The organism is Paenibacillus sp. EZ-K15 (genome assembly GCF_002573715.1).
Classification (GTDB): Bacteria; Bacillota; Bacilli; order Paenibacillales; family Paenibacillaceae; genus Paenibacillus_AQ.
Window position 1 is genome coordinate 1 of the sequence record NZ_PDHM01000015.1, and the last position, 16,871, is coordinate 16,871.

General features: G+C 41.9%; 16 protein-coding genes. 15 read left to right on the top strand and 1 reads right to left on the bottom strand.

Annotated elements, in window-relative coordinates:
- The first annotated feature begins 99 nt into the window (after positions 1 to 99).
- The 5 genes from CRG97_RS12485 to CRG97_RS12500 all read left to right on the top strand — a co-directional run bounded on the left by CRG97_RS12485 (position 100) and on the right by CRG97_RS12500 (position 3,196).
- The gene (locus CRG97_RS12485; RefSeq protein ID WP_098743246.1) at positions 100 to 663 is read left to right on the top strand and encodes a YdcF family protein; all 564 of its coding nucleotides are present in this window, start codon (positions 100 to 102) and stop codon (positions 661 to 663) included.
- A 287-nt stretch (positions 664 to 950) separates the two neighbouring features.
- The gene (locus CRG97_RS12490) at positions 951 to 1,499 is read left to right on the top strand and encodes a GNAT family N-acetyltransferase (RefSeq protein WP_098743247.1); all 549 of its coding nucleotides are present in this window, start codon (positions 951 to 953) and stop codon (positions 1,497 to 1,499) included.
- 351 nt (positions 1,500 to 1,850) lie between these two features.
- Complete coding sequence (locus CRG97_RS12495) at positions 1,851 to 2,282, top strand: GNAT family N-acetyltransferase (protein WP_098743248.1); 432 nt, start codon at positions 1,851 to 1,853, stop codon at positions 2,280 to 2,282.
- 20 nt (positions 2,283 to 2,302) lie between these two features.
- Positions 2,303 to 2,518, top strand: a complete 216-nt coding sequence (locus tag CRG97_RS33010; protein ID WP_153047489.1) for a hypothetical protein — start codon at positions 2,303 to 2,305, stop codon at positions 2,516 to 2,518.
- Between the two features lie 24 nt (positions 2,519 to 2,542).
- Positions 2,543 to 3,196: a lysozyme inhibitor LprI family protein gene (locus tag CRG97_RS12500; protein WP_098743249.1), complete on the top strand. Its 654-nt coding sequence runs from the start codon at positions 2,543 to 2,545 to the stop codon at positions 3,194 to 3,196.
- Between the two features lie 261 nt (positions 3,197 to 3,457).
- Here CRG97_RS12500 and CRG97_RS12505 read toward each other — a convergent pair whose 3' ends face one another.
- Complete coding sequence (locus tag CRG97_RS12505; RefSeq protein ID WP_098743250.1) at positions 3,458 to 3,676, bottom strand: helix-turn-helix domain-containing protein; 219 nt, start codon at positions 3,674 to 3,676, stop codon at positions 3,458 to 3,460.
- A 110-nt stretch (positions 3,677 to 3,786) separates the two neighbouring features.
- Here CRG97_RS12505 and CRG97_RS12510 point away from each other — a divergent pair, with 110 nt between their 5' ends.
- The 10 genes from CRG97_RS12510 (at position 3,787) to CRG97_RS12555 (ending at position 16,696) form a co-directional block, all read left to right on the top strand.
- A complete protein-coding gene (locus CRG97_RS12510; protein ID WP_098743251.1) occupies positions 3,787 to 4,059 on the top strand; it encodes a DUF6809 family protein in 273 nt (90 codons plus the stop codon).
- A gap of 285 nt (positions 4,060 to 4,344) precedes the next feature.
- Positions 4,345 to 4,968 (top strand): DUF3885 domain-containing protein, encoded by a 624-nt coding sequence (locus CRG97_RS12515; protein ID WP_098743252.1) that lies wholly within the window; start codon positions 4,345 to 4,347, stop codon positions 4,966 to 4,968.
- A 272-nt stretch (positions 4,969 to 5,240) separates the two neighbouring features.
- Entirely contained in the window at positions 5,241 to 5,738 is a 498-nt protein-coding gene (locus tag CRG97_RS12520; RefSeq protein WP_098743253.1) for an AAA family ATPase, read from the top strand.
- 481 nt (positions 5,739 to 6,219) lie between these two features.
- Complete coding sequence (locus tag CRG97_RS12525) at positions 6,220 to 7,167, top strand: ABC transporter permease (RefSeq protein WP_098743254.1); 948 nt, start codon at positions 6,220 to 6,222, stop codon at positions 7,165 to 7,167.
- 13 nt (positions 7,168 to 7,180) lie between these two features.
- Positions 7,181 to 8,050, top strand: coding sequence for a carbohydrate ABC transporter permease (locus tag CRG97_RS12530; protein ID WP_098743255.1), 870 nt, complete (start codon positions 7,181 to 7,183; stop codon positions 8,048 to 8,050).
- A gap of 66 nt (positions 8,051 to 8,116) precedes the next feature.
- Positions 8,117 to 9,703, top strand: a complete 1,587-nt coding sequence (locus tag CRG97_RS12535; protein WP_098743256.1) for an extracellular solute-binding protein — start codon at positions 8,117 to 8,119, stop codon at positions 9,701 to 9,703.
- A 90-nt stretch (positions 9,704 to 9,793) separates the two neighbouring features.
- Complete coding sequence (locus CRG97_RS12540) at positions 9,794 to 11,533, top strand: sensor histidine kinase (RefSeq protein WP_098743257.1); 1,740 nt, start codon at positions 9,794 to 9,796, stop codon at positions 11,531 to 11,533.
- Positions 11,533 to 13,155 carry a response regulator transcription factor gene (locus CRG97_RS12545; RefSeq protein WP_098743258.1) on the top strand — a complete coding sequence of 541 codons (1,623 nt, stop codon included), beginning with the start codon at positions 11,533 to 11,535 and terminating at the stop codon, positions 13,153 to 13,155. Before CRG97_RS12540 ends, CRG97_RS12545 begins: the two co-directional genes overlap by 1 nt.
- A 99-nt stretch (positions 13,156 to 13,254) precedes the next feature.
- Positions 13,255 to 15,480 carry an FAD-dependent oxidoreductase gene (locus CRG97_RS12550; RefSeq protein WP_237566373.1) on the top strand — a complete coding sequence of 742 codons (2,226 nt, stop codon included), beginning with the start codon at positions 13,255 to 13,257 and terminating at the stop codon, positions 15,478 to 15,480.
- A gap of 7 nt (positions 15,481 to 15,487) precedes the next feature.
- Positions 15,488 to 16,696, top strand: a complete 1,209-nt coding sequence (locus CRG97_RS12555; protein ID WP_098743260.1) for an SGNH/GDSL hydrolase family protein — start codon at positions 15,488 to 15,490, stop codon at positions 16,694 to 16,696.
- Positions 16,697 to 16,871: the final 175 nt, after the last annotated feature.

A 16,871-nucleotide genomic window follows, 5' to 3' on the forward strand; every position in this document is an offset into this window, starting at 1 on the left:
ACCTAACCGCGTCGCGGCCGGGACTCTGTCCCTTAAGGTTCTCGGCTTCGTGAATACAAGAACGTTATATGAAAGGAATGCATATTTGGAGGTGTTACCTTGAAGCAATATCCTTTTGATTGCATTATTCAACTAGTATTTGTAAAAGAAGAAGAGCTTTTACCGGCAGATGTCATCCTTGTTCCCGGAGGAAGTCATACAAAGCCGATGAAGATTGCATGTGATTTATATAAATCTGGATTAGCACCATATATACTTCCATCCGGTGGTAATAATCCTAAGTTAACAATCACTGAATGGGAATTTCAAAGAGACATCGGTTTGTCACTTGGAATTCCTAAAGAGGCAATTCTTAAAGAGGATCAAGCTAAGAACACATTCGATAATGCAAGAAACTCATGGCAAGTCTTAAAAGAACATAACATTATGGTCACTCGAGCTATTATAGTTTGTAAATCATTTTTCTCAAGACGTGCATTAATGACTTATCAAACAGTATTCCCGTCAAATATAGTTTTCCAAGTAAAGCAAGATGATTTTAGAATAAGCAAGAATAACTGGTTTTTAAATGACCAAGGTATCAAGTATGTATTAACAGAAGCTGAGAAGATTACTAAATACTTTGGTCATCACATACCAAATTGGGTAAAGCAATTGTCTTAAACTTGAAGAAAGCATTCCCATCATATAACACTGTATTCACCCTGCGGGCCAGAAAGCTGCCCCATGGTCGCCGAGAGGCATTTCAGGGAAGTGGAACCAGGCGACAACCCTGCATCGACAACCGCATCGCGGCCGCTCCCGTTGGTAGCTTAAGTCGGTGAGGGTTCGTCAATGCGGGCACATTATATAACATACTTGCTTAGATAAAATTCATTATTATGATACAAATGGTATACCCATAATTGTGGGCTAAAATAATTAACTATCTAGGTACACGGAGGGGAAATATGCTATACGGACAACGAGTAACATTACGGCCTGTTGTTGAAGAAGATTGGGAACTACGATATGAATGGCTGTCCGATCCTGTAGTTAACCGAACGTTACCATCAGGAAGTGGTATGCCCCTAACACCGGAAGTGGTCAGAGAACGTACACGGAGGTACGCGCAAACAGATTCATCAGCTGTCTATTTTACCATAATAAAAGAAGACGGCATCCCGATTGGCAGTACCCAATTGTTTAAGATCCATCCTTGGTCCAAGCATGCTGAATTTGGTATTTGGATTGGGAACAAAATGGTATGGGGGCAAGGTTATGCAACAGAAGTGACAAGTGTTGTCCTGGATTTTGCGTTCGAGCGTTTAAACCTTCATAAAGTGTATTTGACGGTAGATGCTGATAATCCTGGTGCTATTCGGAGTTATGAAAAGGCTGGTTTCAAGAAGGATGGCATACTAAGAGACGAGGTCTATAAAAATGGTCAATATGTCGATCGTATAATGATGAGTATTTTGAAACATGAATATTTAAAGAAATCTAATTGTTCCCAATAACAAGTGAAAGATACTGGAAAAAGGATATACAGGACATGAATTATAATGAGTCTATTATATTAAATTTGTAAGATATTATTAAGTTGAAGGAATCCGAAAGCCAATCTTGTAAGTGAGATCAATGATGTCAGAGAAGTATCGTATTTCAGTGGTGATTCAGGAAGGCAAGTACGTCATATAACATTATATTCACGCTGCGGACTTACGCCCCTTGATCGCCCGATGTATAATCATGGGAGATAACTCAGACGACACACGAGCTGACCTAAGATAGGAGCTATCTAAGGTCGGCTCGCGTCGTGAATACGGGAACGTTATGTGAAATCAGCCTAAATACAGAGGAGAATGTGAATGATAATTCGTGAAGCTGAAACAAATGACGCCGAAGCTATTGAACGACTATATAAAGAGTTGCTTCCAAACAACCCAAAAATAAAAGTGTTGGAAGATAGAATAGAAGAAATTAAACAAAATCCTAATAGTTTCTTGTTCATTTGCGAAGTAGACCAAGAGATCGTTGCAAGTGCACATCTGCATCTATGTTTAGATGCGTTGATAGAGTCACAACCTTTTGGGGTTGTAGAACGTGTAATTGTATCTGGAAACAGACAAGGTCAAGGTTATGGATCGCTCATTATGAAGCATATTGAAGATCTGTGTATTTCAAGGGATTGTGTTAAGGTCTTTTTAACCAGCGGAGCTTCGAGGAAGCAAGCACACGAGTTCTATACAAAGTTAGGTTATGACGGTGATTCGAGTAAAGCCTTTAAGAAGTACTTATAATTTTTGAAAGTTTTTCGAAGATGAGGCAGACATCACATAACACCATACGCAGCGGGGCGTTCGCCCCTTGGTCCGCCAAGAGCGAAGGGATTTCACTGCGGAGCGAATTCAGAGTACAGGGAAGCGTTGGCGGACAACCCTGCGAACCTAACCGCGCCGCGGCCGGCCCTTCGGGCCTTAAGGTTCTCGGGTTCGGGAATACAACAACGTTATGCGCCATTACCGGTAAATATTAAAGATAATATTTAAGGAGATAATTTATGAAAGGTAAGATACTCTTATTATTTTTTATTACGATAGTGTTTTCATCTTGTCAAAATATTAGTCAATCGACTACCTTGAACAGCGAAACTAAATCAATAATGAATTCTGAACTGCCTCCTGATGTAGTGAGTACAGGTAATGGAACAGAATCGAAAGAAATAACTGAAGGTCGATCAGATCCTTCTAACAATGAAGTGTTATCCATGAGCATTGGGAACTATGAATTGAAAGGAGAATTTTATGATGAAATGCTTCGAAATCCTATAGATCATGATTATGAAGTGGAATTTAATGAATTTCAAAATTCCAAAGAGATTATTACAACATTGGGATGGGGGGCGTTGGAAAGTAAATATACAGAGATTTGGGATAAAGAGTTGAATCAAATATATAAAAAGCTTCTTTCTAAGTTGGATAGAGAACCAAGAGAAGCACTAATTGAATCGCAGAAAGAATGGTTACAATATCACTTAAGGGAAACAAAATTTGTAGAGAAGACATTTATTGATAATGGTTACCTTGGATCACGAGGATCGGTAAGCTTAGTCACAGTTATAAAGGAGAGAATAAGGGAAAGAACAATGCAATTATTTGAATATCGATATTTGCTAGATGGTGAAGTTGAGTTTTTATACCAAAGTAAAAAATAGAGTTGGAATCTTGATCAAAGTTTTTTAGGTGATGATTCGAAGACAGTAACGGCGCATAACAATGTATTCACGCTGCGGGAGCTTAAGTTCCCTTGGTCCGGGCCGAGGAACTTCGGAGAAGCAGAGTCAGCCGGACAACCCTGCGAGCCTAAGTCTGACGACCCGTTCCCTGCGGTCACTTAAGCCTCTCGGGTTCGTAGATACAGGAACGTTAACTGAAATCAACGAAAGTTGTATTTAAGATTCACATAGATACCTATTTCAATCAACAGGATAAGCCTTCTTGATGTTGGTTCTGTTTAGAAGATAGTCCGTACTGGTTTGATGGAAATCGGCAAGTTTAATCAGTATTGCTGTGGGAATATCGACTTCGCCGCGTTCGTAATTACTGTAGATTCGTTGACTACAATTTAGATATGCAGCAATTTGAGACTGCGTCAAATCTTTATCCTCACGTAAACTTCTGATTCTTTCGTACATACCTAACACCTCCATTACAAGAATACCTTAGCGAATTATTCGCTATTGATCTTTAGCGATAAAATCGCTAAAATATTCTGTAATGAACTTATTGGAGGGAGAGGTAGGGAATGAATAGCATATTGGAGCAATTATATTTTGGAGAAATTAGACCTGAAGAAGTGATTGTGCCAAAGAACCCTGAATACAGATCTCTAAATAACAAAATTTCCGACTCGAAGGAACAACTTAAGATGAAGCTTTCAGAAAATGATATGGAACTTCTTGAAGAAACATTTGATTTACTTGGGATATCTTCCTCAATATATTCAACCGAGGTTTTCATCTATGGTTTTAAAATGGGTGCTCTAATGTTTACTGAAGTGTTTGCTAATAGAGGATAGCCTAAGTGACTTTTGTTAAAAGTATTTCAATGAAGTTGGTATAAAGATTATTTCAAGTTCGAGGATATAGTTGTTCAAAGAGGTCGTCGACATCGGTTAACACGGTATTCGCGCTGCAGGGCTATCACCCTTTGGTTGTCAGATGTATAATCTAGGAAGAAAGCTCAGACAACAAGCACCCCAGCCTAAGATAAGAGCTATCTAAGGCTGGGGTGTTTCGTGAATACCTGAACGTTAGGCGAAAGATCACTAGAAGAGTAAAAACAAAAAAGTACAGGGGATCAAATGAAAAAAGAAATTATAAAATACCTTAATGATAATTTCCCGAATTTGGGTAGTGACATACATATAAGATTTGAACTTGGGGAACCATTTCGAAATGGTTCAAATCGAAGAATTAAACAAGTGAATAAAAGAGTTGTAACTATATTTGAAGAGGTTTTTGACCAAAATGATTCTATTTTTGTATATATCAAAGATTGGGGGATTATAGAAGATCTTATGTTTGGGAATACAACACCCGAATATCTCTACGAGTTACTAAATGGAAGGACAATAGAAGAGGAAACATTATTTGATTTAGATGAAGACGAAGATGAAGAAGGAAATACAATTGAAATAAAGCAAGAATATCAAGTCAAGATCTTAAATGGGCTTGTTTCTTCATTTCCATATAGGCAAATTCTTGAAGGGATTAGTCATTACGAGCAAGGAAGAGAGCCCTCGATAGGTCAAAGTGTCTTTTTTATTAATAAGGACAAGGACATTGTATTTAACATGTATGATGATAGAGGTTGTATTATTTATTCAAAAACTAAAGAACAATTAAGACACCTATATGTGAAATATAATGATTGGATAGTGAATTATTGGAGAGATTATTTCGATAGATTGTTCAAGGATGAGTGATCCATCGTCTAACAAAACATTCCTGCTGCGTCGCTAACTCTCCTTGGGCCAAGAGGGATGACAGAGATCCGGATTCAGGAGACACATTCAACCGGCTAAGTCTGACGACCCGGACCTACGGTCCTTAAGCCGCTTGAACGTCAGAAATGCCAAACGTTATAAGAGATTCAGCGCAAAACGAAAAAATCAACATAATTTGTGCATTAGCGCACTTGGCATTTGTGGCCAATAATAGTATCGCGATATATTAGACGAGATGAGGTTAGTAACTAATGGAAATAAAATTGCCTCTATTTATCGTAACGGGTGCAAGTGGTTCAGGGAAAACATATGTCATCAAAGAATTACGAAGAATGATGCTAGATTATGATGTTTTTGACCCGGATAATCTTGTCGAATTTATTGGACATGATTGGGAGAAAATGCGAAATATTTGGCTTCGGGTTGCACGAAATATCGCTCAAAGTGGGCGCATGACTATAATATGCGGAACAATGATGCCTTGGGATATTGAAAAATGTGCTGACTTTCCTTTTTTTAAGCATGTATATTACATAAACTTACATTGTGATGAAGAAACCCGCGAGAAACGTTTGCGTGAAAGAAATTGGTCAGAGGAAGAGATTCAAAACCACAAAAACTTTGCAAAACGATTGCTTGAGATTGCCGATGAAGTCTATAACCCACCTATGCCTACTATTGATACAACGGATACTGATGTAACCGAAGTCGCCTCTCGGATAAAAGAGTGGGTTCACCAATACGCTTGAATTAGCGGAAAACGATAGCTCAATACAAGCAAGAAGGCAGCCGATCACGTTGAGATCGGCTGCCTTTGTTTAGGCTTTAGCCAGTTGAGTGCGTGAAACGCGCGAAACAAAAAAACGCCCGATATGCGGGTGGAGGGAACGAGGGTTTGATCAATAAGACCCGTTGGACGGGTATTTATGACTTTTCAGGATTTTTAGTTGTTGTTTTATTGCATGATTTATTTAACAAAAAACGCTACATATGTTCTAGTGGATTTGATAAAACCATGGATCTAAGCTTTTCCTTTATTACGGTTGGATAGATTTTTGTAGTACTGAGTTCTTGATGACTTAATAATTTTGCCAAAGATAATAAATCGGCCCTTCAGTTTCGTTGTAAAGCCCACTTACTTAATATCTTGTAAGAAATTCTTGAAATTTCAGAAATTTATCCGATAGGAGGATGCTATTATACAACTACAAATAAAGATGAGGTGATGATATGCAAACGAAATTGGCAGCGGACGCCATTCCCCTCTCCAAAAAGCGGAAGTCATGGATAAGGACAATACAAAAGTATAAAGTGATGTATGCTCTCTTATTACCGGCCTTAATTTACTTTGCCGTATTCAAATACATTCCTATGGCGGGAATCATGATTGCTTTTAAAAACTATAACCTGGCTTTGGGACTATGGGATAGCCCATGGGTGGGATTCAAAAATTTTACGGATTTTATGAACGGCGTTTATTTCTGGGACATCATGGGAAATACGATTATCATATCGCTGTATAAGCTATTGTTCGGTTTCTCCGCTCCCATCGTACTCGCTTTACTCCTCAATGAAGTTTATAGCCAAGGGTTTAAGAAAATCGTACAAACGATCACTTATTTGCCTCACTTTCTGTCATGGGTCATTGTTTATGGAATCTTGGTGGCATTATTAGCCCCAGGGGATGGTCTCTTTAACATGATTTTGAAGGAAATTGGTGTTGAACCCATCTCATTTCTAACGGAACCTGCCTGGGGCAGACTGCTGATCATCTTATCTGAAATTTGGAAGGACATTGGTTGGGGAGCGATATTGTACCTTGCAGCATTAGCAGGAATCGATCCAAGTTTATATGAAGCGGCTCGAATGGATGGCGCTTCCAAATGGAGACAGCTCTGGCATATCACTTTACCCGGCATTCGAGGAGTCATTATTCTGATGCTGATCCTTAAATTAAGCCATATTCTGGATGCTGGCTTTGACCAAATCTTCATGTTTGCCAACAGCTTTAACCAGGAGAAGATCGACATTATCGACACATGGGTATACCGTGAAGGGTTGGAGCGTCTTAAGATTGGCTTGGCTACTGCTGTAGGATTGTTTAAAGCTGTCATCGGATTTATTTTAGTGTTGGCAGCGAATAAGCTCGCCAAAAAATTCGATGGGCAAATTTGGTGAGGTGGTTATTAAAATGATCAATTTGACAATCGGGGAAAAAGTCTGGCAAGCCGTCGTTTATTTGATTCTTATTTTTCTATCCCTACTTTGCTTACTACCTTTTCTATATGTGGTTGTTGTCTCAGTGACGCCAGAATCGGAAGTGTTAAGAAAAGGGATTGTTATTATACCAGAATCCTTTACTTTTATAGCCTATAAAGAAGTATTCATTTCTCATGGTATCGGGCAGGCGTATAAAATCACATTGTTTCGAACGATTGTAGGCACTGCGTTAAATGTGTTTTTTACGGTAATCGCGGCGTACCCGTTATCCAAAAAATATTTGCCAGGACGAAGTCCGTTTTTACTATTCATTGTGTTTACCATGATGTTCAGTGGGGGGTTAATTCCGACTTATTTACTAATCCGCTCTCTGGGATTACTAGACAGTCCTTGGGTATTGATTATTCCAAATCTCATTAGTGCTTTTAATCTGGTGATTATTAAAGGCTTTTTCGAGCAATTGCCTGGCGAAATCGAGGAATCAGCGAGGGTTGACGGTGCAAGTGAGCTTCAGTCGTTATGGCGGATCATTTTACCCCTGTCTTTGCCCGTCCTTGCCACCATTTCCTTGTTTTACGCCGTCGGCCATTGGAACAGTTATTTCGATGCTATTGTGTATATCAATGATTCCAATTTCATGCCACTTCAAGTTGTCTTGCGCAACATTCTGCTTAACGTCGCAACACAAAGCGCTGATTCGATTGCCAATACCGGAGCAGTTAGCACATTCGCTGTGCAAATGGCGGCTGTCGTCGTGACTACGGTTCCGATTTTGATGGTTTATCCTTTCATGCAGAAGCATTTTACCAAAGGTGTGCTCTTGGGATCAGTTAAAGGTTAAAAGACGTTCCAACCTGAGTTATTACGGGGAAACCGTGATAATATATAAGCAAAAGGAGAGGTCAATATGCAGCGTAAAAAGATTTCATTTGCTATTCTGACGGCAATAGTTGGTTTAGGAACGTTATTGTCAGGTTGTGGGGAAAATGGAGAAGTTACATCGACAGTTTCGAGTAATTCGCAAGGTGAGCCTGGTCAGTTTGCAACCAAAATGAAAATCTCGATGTTTAACCAAGGCACTTTCAACGCGGCTGCTCCGATTCCTCCCCGTGAAGAAGATATTCAACGCCAAATGTTGGAAAAAGCAGTGAATATCGACTTGGAAATGATGATTCCTCAAGCTGGGCAGGCAACAACCAAACTGAATACGCTCATTGCAGGCGGGGATATTCCAGATTTGATCTTCTTGAAGAGCCGTGCTGATCTCGCACAATATTATGACCAAGGCGTTCTTGCGGATTTGACACCGTATCTGGATCAATTCCCTGAATTACAGAAACGGTTTGGCAACGACTCCTGGGAGGCGATGTCCTATCAAGGAAAAACCATTGGAGTTCCAGGCTATGATAATGTAAACGGTATCAGCCGAAGCTTCTTCATCCGAAATGATTGGCTGAAAAAGCTGAATATGGAAGTGCCAACGACACCTGATGAGCTGTTCGAAGTTATGAAAGCCTTTACAGAGAAAGACCCGGACGGTAATGGCAAAAACGATACGTACGGATTCATAGGCGGTATGAATAAAGAAGGCAATTTGCAAACCTACGGCTTCGATAGCTTGATGTGGATGTTTGGCGTCAATCCTCCTTCAGCCGTTGAAGTGAAAGATAATGAACCGGTATTCCTATTTATCGATCCCAAAATGAAAGAGGCGCTTGCTTACATTAATAAAATGATGGCAGCCAATGTGGTAGACCCAGACTGGGTGACGATGAATTCGCCTGAGTTGTTGGACCAGAAGTTATTTAAGGGTAAAGTTGGCTTCATGATCAGAGATGCCCGTAGGCTGGAGCCGGATTATCAGCAGAAAATGAAAGAAATCAGTGGAGAGGTGCCGGAATGGATCGTCATTCCTCCGATGAAAGGTCCTTACGGTGATCAAATTGTAGAGAGAAAATCGTTCCAAGGCAATTCATGGGCCATATCCGCGAAAGCGGATAAGGACAAAATCATTCGGATCTTGTCCATGCTGAATTATCTCTTTACGGACAAAGAAGCATATCCGAATTTTGCATACGGAATTAAAGGGATTCATTGGGATTTGGTGGACGGCAAGATCAAAAATAAAACCTCCGAATTATCGAAGGAAATGAAAGAAAAGTACCTATGGGTCGATCATTATAGAATGCCGCGCCGTGGTGATGATGCTGAGTACTTCAGCTTCCAGAATCCTAAGACGGCAGAAGCCTTCATGAACAATCAGAAATATGTGGGGCCAACGTTGCCCGGAAATTTATTGACCCCAGACCCCAGCGATACCTTGGATGCTGACCGCCAACGTTTCATTAATGAAAGCTTGGTCAAATTTATGACGGGCAAAGAGCCTCTTTCCAACTGGGACAATTTTCTCCAAACGTTGGATACCAAGTTTGACATGCAGAAATATAAGGACACAGCAATCAAGCAATTTAAAGAAGCCGGCCTTATCAAGTAATATAAAGGAAGAGAGTGGCTATTCGTAGCCCCTCTCTTTATTGTCATATGCTATTCTTAGTTTAATACAGAATTAAAAGGAAGATGATCGATGCGAAGAAGAATCAGCTTGCCTTTAAAATTATTTTTTATCGTGTTTGCATTTGTATTAAGCTGCATAATCTTGATTAGCCAATTGTCTTATCGCTATGTCCAAAAGGAAATACGAACCAATGACATTTATTATACCAACCAAATACTTGACAAGGTAGACCAGTATTTCACCGTTAATTTTTCCTCCTTCCAGACGATCCTCTTCTCGGTCGAAACATCGGTGAAAGCCAACATTGACAATACGGAAGTCATTAAAAAGCAATTAAGAGAGCTATATGAACTCAACAGTAATTACGTCAGTAATATTTATTTGATCAAAAGCGATTTATCCATTCTAGGGGGAAGTACACCTACCCGAATATTCGATGAACCTTTATCGGAAAGAGAGCCTTTGTTTGATGCGGCTGACAAGAACAGAAGGACTACTTTTGTTAGTGATCCTTACAAATCTAAGTATTCCGGCTGGACCGTTACGATGGTTCGATATCTGAACGGAGCTCCGTTTCCTATGGCTATTGCGGTAGATTTGGATCTAAATGCTATTGAAGAGACCTTGTTCAAGATTAATAAACAGGAACAAATGAATCTGGCTCTTATCACCGCATCGGGTCAAATTATTGCCGGATTTTCTGAGAATAAAGGACTACTGAATATTCAAGATCATACGTTTTCAATCGGAGAAACGTCAGCGGAACAAATTCTGGATACGACAGAAACAAGCCTTCAACTGCATACCAACGATGGCATTCCGGTCTACCTTCTCAAAAAACCGACGGAGAAATTCAACTGGACCATGATTTCGATCAACGATGAATCACGCTTGAAAGCAGCTTTGTCCCGACTGGAAACCTTTTATATCGAGCTGCTAGCTGCAGGTCTTCTCTTAAGTTTATTCATTTCTTTTTTTATTGCCAAATATATAAGGAATCCGCTATATGCGCTCAAAACAAAAATGAAACGGGTGGAGCAAGGCAACCTCACGACTACAATAACGATTAATCGAAACGATGAGTTCGGAGATCTCTCCCGAGCCTTCGATCGGATGCTGCAGCAAATTGTGGAACTGATTCGGCGAGCGGAGCTTCATAATGAGCTTGAGCGGAAGCTGGAGATTCAAGTGCTGCAGTCTCAAATAAACCCTCATTTTCTGTATAACACGCTTGGTTCGATCAGCAATGTTATACGTCTCGGACAAATAGAGAAAGTAGATGTGGTGATTGGGTCGCTCATTTCATTATTGGAATACGGGGTAGATGACGCTTCAGAGAAAGTTTCCCTACGCCAGGAATTACGAAATGTAGCAGACTATATCGAGATCCAGAACATCCGGTATAACAGAACTTTCCACTTGATTGAACATATCGAAGCAGGGTTACTAGATTTTCCGGTTTTCCGGATGCTGCTGCAGCCCCTTGTGGAGAATAGTATCTTCCATGGTTATAACGGAGGGGGGATCGAAGGCCCTATTACGATTCATGCGTACAGGGAGGACGGCATCGTCATCATAGAAGTCGTTGATCAAGGTGAGGGAATTCCAGCCGATCGAATAAAGCATATTTTAATTTCAGAACCAAGTGATGTGGAAATAAAAAGGAAAAGAATCGGATTAAATAATATCCATGGCCGAATAAGACTTCACTACGGAGAACAATTCGGGCTCCAAATCATTAGCATACCTAAGGAAACAACCCGTGTACGTGCCTTATTCCCGGCAGACTTGCTAAGAGGAGATGCATAATGGTGAGAGACTATACCTGCTTCATTGTTGACGATGAAGACCTGATCATTCAAAGATTGGAATTGTTTTTTAATGAGCTCTCCCATATGGATAAGCGATTTGTTCTCGTGGGAAAAGCGACTAATGGGCTGAATGGGATCGAGGAGATTTTAAAACTTAAGCCGGATATCGTCATATCCGATATTGTTATGCCGCGAATGGATGGAATCTCCATGATTGAGCAGTTAAAGCCGGAACTCCCCCATACCCAATACATACTTCTGACCGCCTATTCATCCTTTGAATACGCCCAGCGAGCTATTCATGCCAACGTGTTGGAGTACATTGTAAAGGTTCCCCTCAGGGAAGCGGATTTGAATCGAGCTCTAGATAAGGCAGCCGGAATTTTGAATGAGGTTAAGAAAAAAGAAGCGGAATTTCAATCGTTAAACGTATCCGTACTTGAAAATAAATATAGAGTCCGCAAGCAATTTTTTAACGAACTGATCAGAGGCGAAATTCCTTCTCATCGGGCATCGGATTTTGCCAATCGCATGCAGTTTCATTTCTTTCAAACCAACTATTGCTGCTTCATCGTTGAAATGAATACCTATGAAAGTTTCCGAAACGAATACTCAGCCGTTGATCAAAACATCTTGAAATATGCGATTACGAATGTAATCGAAGAAACGGTGATGAATGGTGGCAGCGGCGTAGCTGCGGATCTGTCCGATAATCGTTTTATTGGCTTTTTATCCTGGGAAAATAACCGTAGTGATATGGAAACGGAATATGCTTGCCAATCCTTGGGAGGGCAGATCGTCTCCCATTTACATCAATATTTGAATCAAAGGGTTTCCGTCGCTTTTGGAGGTCCGTACCGAGGCTGGGAATCGATCAAACAAGCGTACACGGAAGCTAAAAATGTGAGTGAGGATTTCTATTACCATACAGAGAAAGTCGTAAAAACACCCCTGCATCGGTTCCAATACCATAATGACAAAAAAGCAGACTTTCAGCAGAAGCTGGCTGATTTTCTGATATGGGTGAAAAGGAAGATTTCCAAGGAAGAGCTGGACAATGCAATCGCCGATCTGAACCAATTTGTTACGGATCATAAAATCCACAAGTCCATCATGGCACCGATGATTAGAGACTTGTACAGAGACATTACCAAGAAGTTTAAATCGGGGAACAAGCTGTACACGGAAGCAGCAGAATTCCCCATGGAATTTATGGCATTTAAGGAGCAACTCGCCTATATTGGCGACTTCACCTTCGAATACGTACACGCGGGCCAACTATTACATCGTGCAGAAATCATGAGTGCTATGGATTTTATAGAGAAAAACCTGAAACAGCGTTTAACCCTGGAGGCTATTGCCGAGGAAGTGAATTTAGCACCATCGTATTTTAGCAGCTTATTCAAAAAAACAATGAACGAAGGCGTGATCAGCTACATCAACCGTAAAAAAATCCAATTAGCTCTCGAACTGTTAAATGTTCAGGATTATTCTTTATTGGAATTGTGCGAGGAAGTAGGCATCGTCAATGAAGGTTATTTTTGCAAACTATTTAAAGAATATACGGGTGATACGCCTAAGCAATACCGGATAAAAATGACGCGCTACGAATCCAAATAAGGATGCAAAAAATGTATGATTTTTTCGCGAAATCATGTAAAAAAAAGAGGACCAAAACAATTACCATGATAGAAGCATCTAATCATGGAGGTTATCAAAATGGAGCTTATAAAGGCAGATGTAACCGTCGTAGGCGGAGGTATTGCTGGGATATGCGCTGCCATTGCTGCCGCACGCCAAGGGCTGCAGGTTTCACTTATTAATGATCGACCGGTTCTTGGGGGAAATGCGAGCAGCGAGGTCAGGGTTCATATCAACGGGTCGGCATATCTCGGAAACAGTCCATCCTATTATGCACGCGAGGGCGGGTTGGTGGAAGAACTCAAGCTGAAGATCTTTCATTATAATCCGTTATACAACAAGAAGCTTATGCTTTCGCTTTCGGATACGGTCTTGCTCGACATGGTTTATGATGAGCCTAACATCTCTCTATTCCTGAATACATGTGTGCATGAAACGGTCATGGAGAACGGCAGAATTAAATGGGTGGAGGGCCTTCAATTGGCTTCCGAAAGGAAATTCCGGTTTGAAAGCCGAACCTACATCGATTGCTCCGGCGATGGAGTTGTTGGATACCAGGCAGGTGCTCACTTCCGATGGGGAAGAGAGGCGAAGCATGAATACAAGGAGGAGTTGGCTCCTGAAGTGGCGGATCATTACACCATGGGCGATACGATTCTGTTTCAAGCCCGTGACGTAGACTATTCCGTTCCTTACAAAAGGCCTGGCTTTGCGTATGATATTACGAAGTTGGCCTTTTTCGATAGTATCAGAAAAGGCTTAAACCATCGGTCTTTTCCAAGGAAAATCAACGGGCTTGGCGGATTGTGGTGGCTGGAATACGGCGGACATATGGATATTATCAAGAATAATGAAGACATCGCATTGGAACTCCGGAAATTGGTGTACGGGATATGGGATTATATCAAAAATAGCGGCGAGTTTGACGATGTGGACAATCTCATCCTGGATTATGTATGCCCGATTCCGGGAAAGCGGGAGTCGAGGCGGTTTATAGGAGAGCACATGCTGTCTCAGAACGATCTTACTGCAAAGCCTCATTTCGAAGATGCGGTATCCGTCGGAGGCTGGTATATGGATCTGCATGCGAATAAAGGCATCTACGATGAGGGGCCGGCTACAGCATGGAATTTCGTGCCGGGATTGTATAATATCCCTTTCCGCAGCTTATTTTCACGAAATATTCCTAATCTCATGTTCGCTGGCCGCAATATAAGCGCTACCCATGTGGCTTTCGGATCGACAAGGGTCATGGCAACCTGCGGTTGTATGGGCCAGGCGGTAGGAACGGCTGCTGCGTTATGCATAAAATACGAGACAGACCCCGCGGCCATCGTCAAAGCCCATATGGGTGAGCTTCAAGCGCAGCTGCTTCGAGACGGGCAAACGATTGTAGGGCTTCAAGAGGAGTTGGATCCTTATTTCGCTGACGGATTAACGATTCGTGCCTCGTCTCAGCGCAGCTATAATAATCTTCATCCAACCGAAGAGATTTCCTTGGAGAAAGCGTTATGTTTGGTCTTGCCGATTCAGACATCCGTGGCCGAAAGCGTGCGGATCAAAATTAAAAATAGATCCGAGTATTCGGAAACTTTGCAAGTGAAGCTGTTTGGCGGGGAGCGGAAGGAAAACTATATTCCCACCAGCGAGCTGAAAGACTACCGCTTGCTTATTCCAGCTGGTCACGATGACTGGATTACGTTGGACCTCAGCTGCAAGAAGCCAGATGACGACAAAATCTACATCGTATTGGAAGGTACGGCGAGCCTTGCCGTACACGGCAATGAAGAGAAAATGACAGGAGCGGTCAGCTTCCATTATAGGCCGGAAGAGCCGTCCAGGCTGAAGAAAATCAATAAGAGCATTTGCTTCAAGGATCTGATACCATCCCAAAATATGTATAATCCCGCGAATGTCGTCAACGGTTTCTCCAGACCTTATGGTCTGCCAAACGGCTGGATTTCTGAACGTACGGAAGGACAGGAATGGTTGGAATTTGGTTTTGCAAGCCCCAAGAATTTGGATGAAATCCATCTTGTGTTCAATTCGCAGCTGAATTTGGAGCATTTCGACGATCCGATCGTGCCACTTATCCAAGATTATGATGTGACCTTAACCTTAGAAGACGGAACCGAGAGTGAAATTAATATCCGTGGGAATTATCTTTCGTTGAATAAACATCAGGTGCATGCAAAAGGGGTAACCCGAATCCGGTTTGATTTCTGTGCAACGTATGGTTCTCCTTATTATGAAGTGTTTGCTGTAAAATTTTTTGTTCCTAAAACGCTAAGTGAGGTCGGGTGAAGTCGCGATGAAGGAATTTTTCCCTCGAAGAGGGCTGCCTAATGTCATTCAGAAGTTGGAAAATGGGGAAACCGTGACAATCGTTTATTTCGGCGGCAGTAATACGCGTTCTGAAGGATACAGGGTCATGACGGCGGATTGGCTTCGAGGACAATATCCCAATGCGGATATCCGCTCTGTGAACGCAGGCATTGATGGGACAGGATCGGACCTGGGCTGCGCCCGTTTGGAGACTGATGTACTGCGTCATCAGCCTGATCTCGTGTTTGTTGAATTTGTTGGTAACGATGGCGGCGTTCCCGAGTCCAAGGCGAGGATCGAAGGAATTGTCCGACAGATCCGCAAGCGCAGCCGGTTTATCGATATCCTGTTCGTGTATACGGTTAAGGAGCGGGATTTGCCCTTATTTCAATCCGGGGAATACCAGAAGGGAGCTCTTATGCAGGAGGAAGTCGCCGACTATTACGGCATTCCTTCAATTCATCTGGGCGTTGCGGTCAGTCAATTGGTTTCGGATGGAAAGCTTATTTTCACCTCAAAGGCAGACGTGTCCATTCCTCGAGCCGTTATTTTTACGCATGATTCGATCCATCCGACTATTCCCGAAGGACACCAGATTTACACGGATACAATCACCCGGTCGTTTGAGAAAATGAGCGAACTTCGAGATCGCGTGGGAAAGGTCGAGCATCACTTGCCTCAGGACCCTTTGGTCCCGGCCAATCCTTGGGAGTATGCGACCATGCTGCCGCTAGATAGCTTTACTCTTTTTTCGGCAGGATGGTCTTACATGACCCCTGATAATTTTGCTTTGGTGCGCGAGTACGATTGGTTGTTCCCCGGTCTATGGCGAGCAGTCGATCCCGGAGAGGCTATCTCGGTGCAGTTTGAGGGAACCCACATCGGGTTATTCGATATCGGGGGGCCGGATTCTGGCAGATTGAAGGTGTCGGTGGATGGAGGAGAACCCTTTCTTATCGATCGATTCACACCCTATAACGATCATAATCGAAATCAGTATGTTTTCTTGCCGGAGCTACCGAATGGGAAACATACGGTTCGCTTCGAAGTTGATCACGAGAAGACAGACAAAGCGGCCGTGTTTGAGGCAGGCGGCAATGAACGAAGCATGGAGCATATTCGGCAGCATCCCGCTTGGTATGATCAAACGGTCATTCAGCTTGGGAAGTTGCTATTGGTGCAGCCGCCATTATAATGGATTTGTCCACTTGGAAGACCTACATTCGAACTGACTGCAATGGAGCGATCAATTCGAATGTAGGTTTCTTTTTTTACTTAAAATCTTATAAGAAATTCTTAAAATGAAAGAAATTTCACGGTGATGTGACATGCTATGATAAAAACGACAGAGCGGGATTACCCAGAAGGAT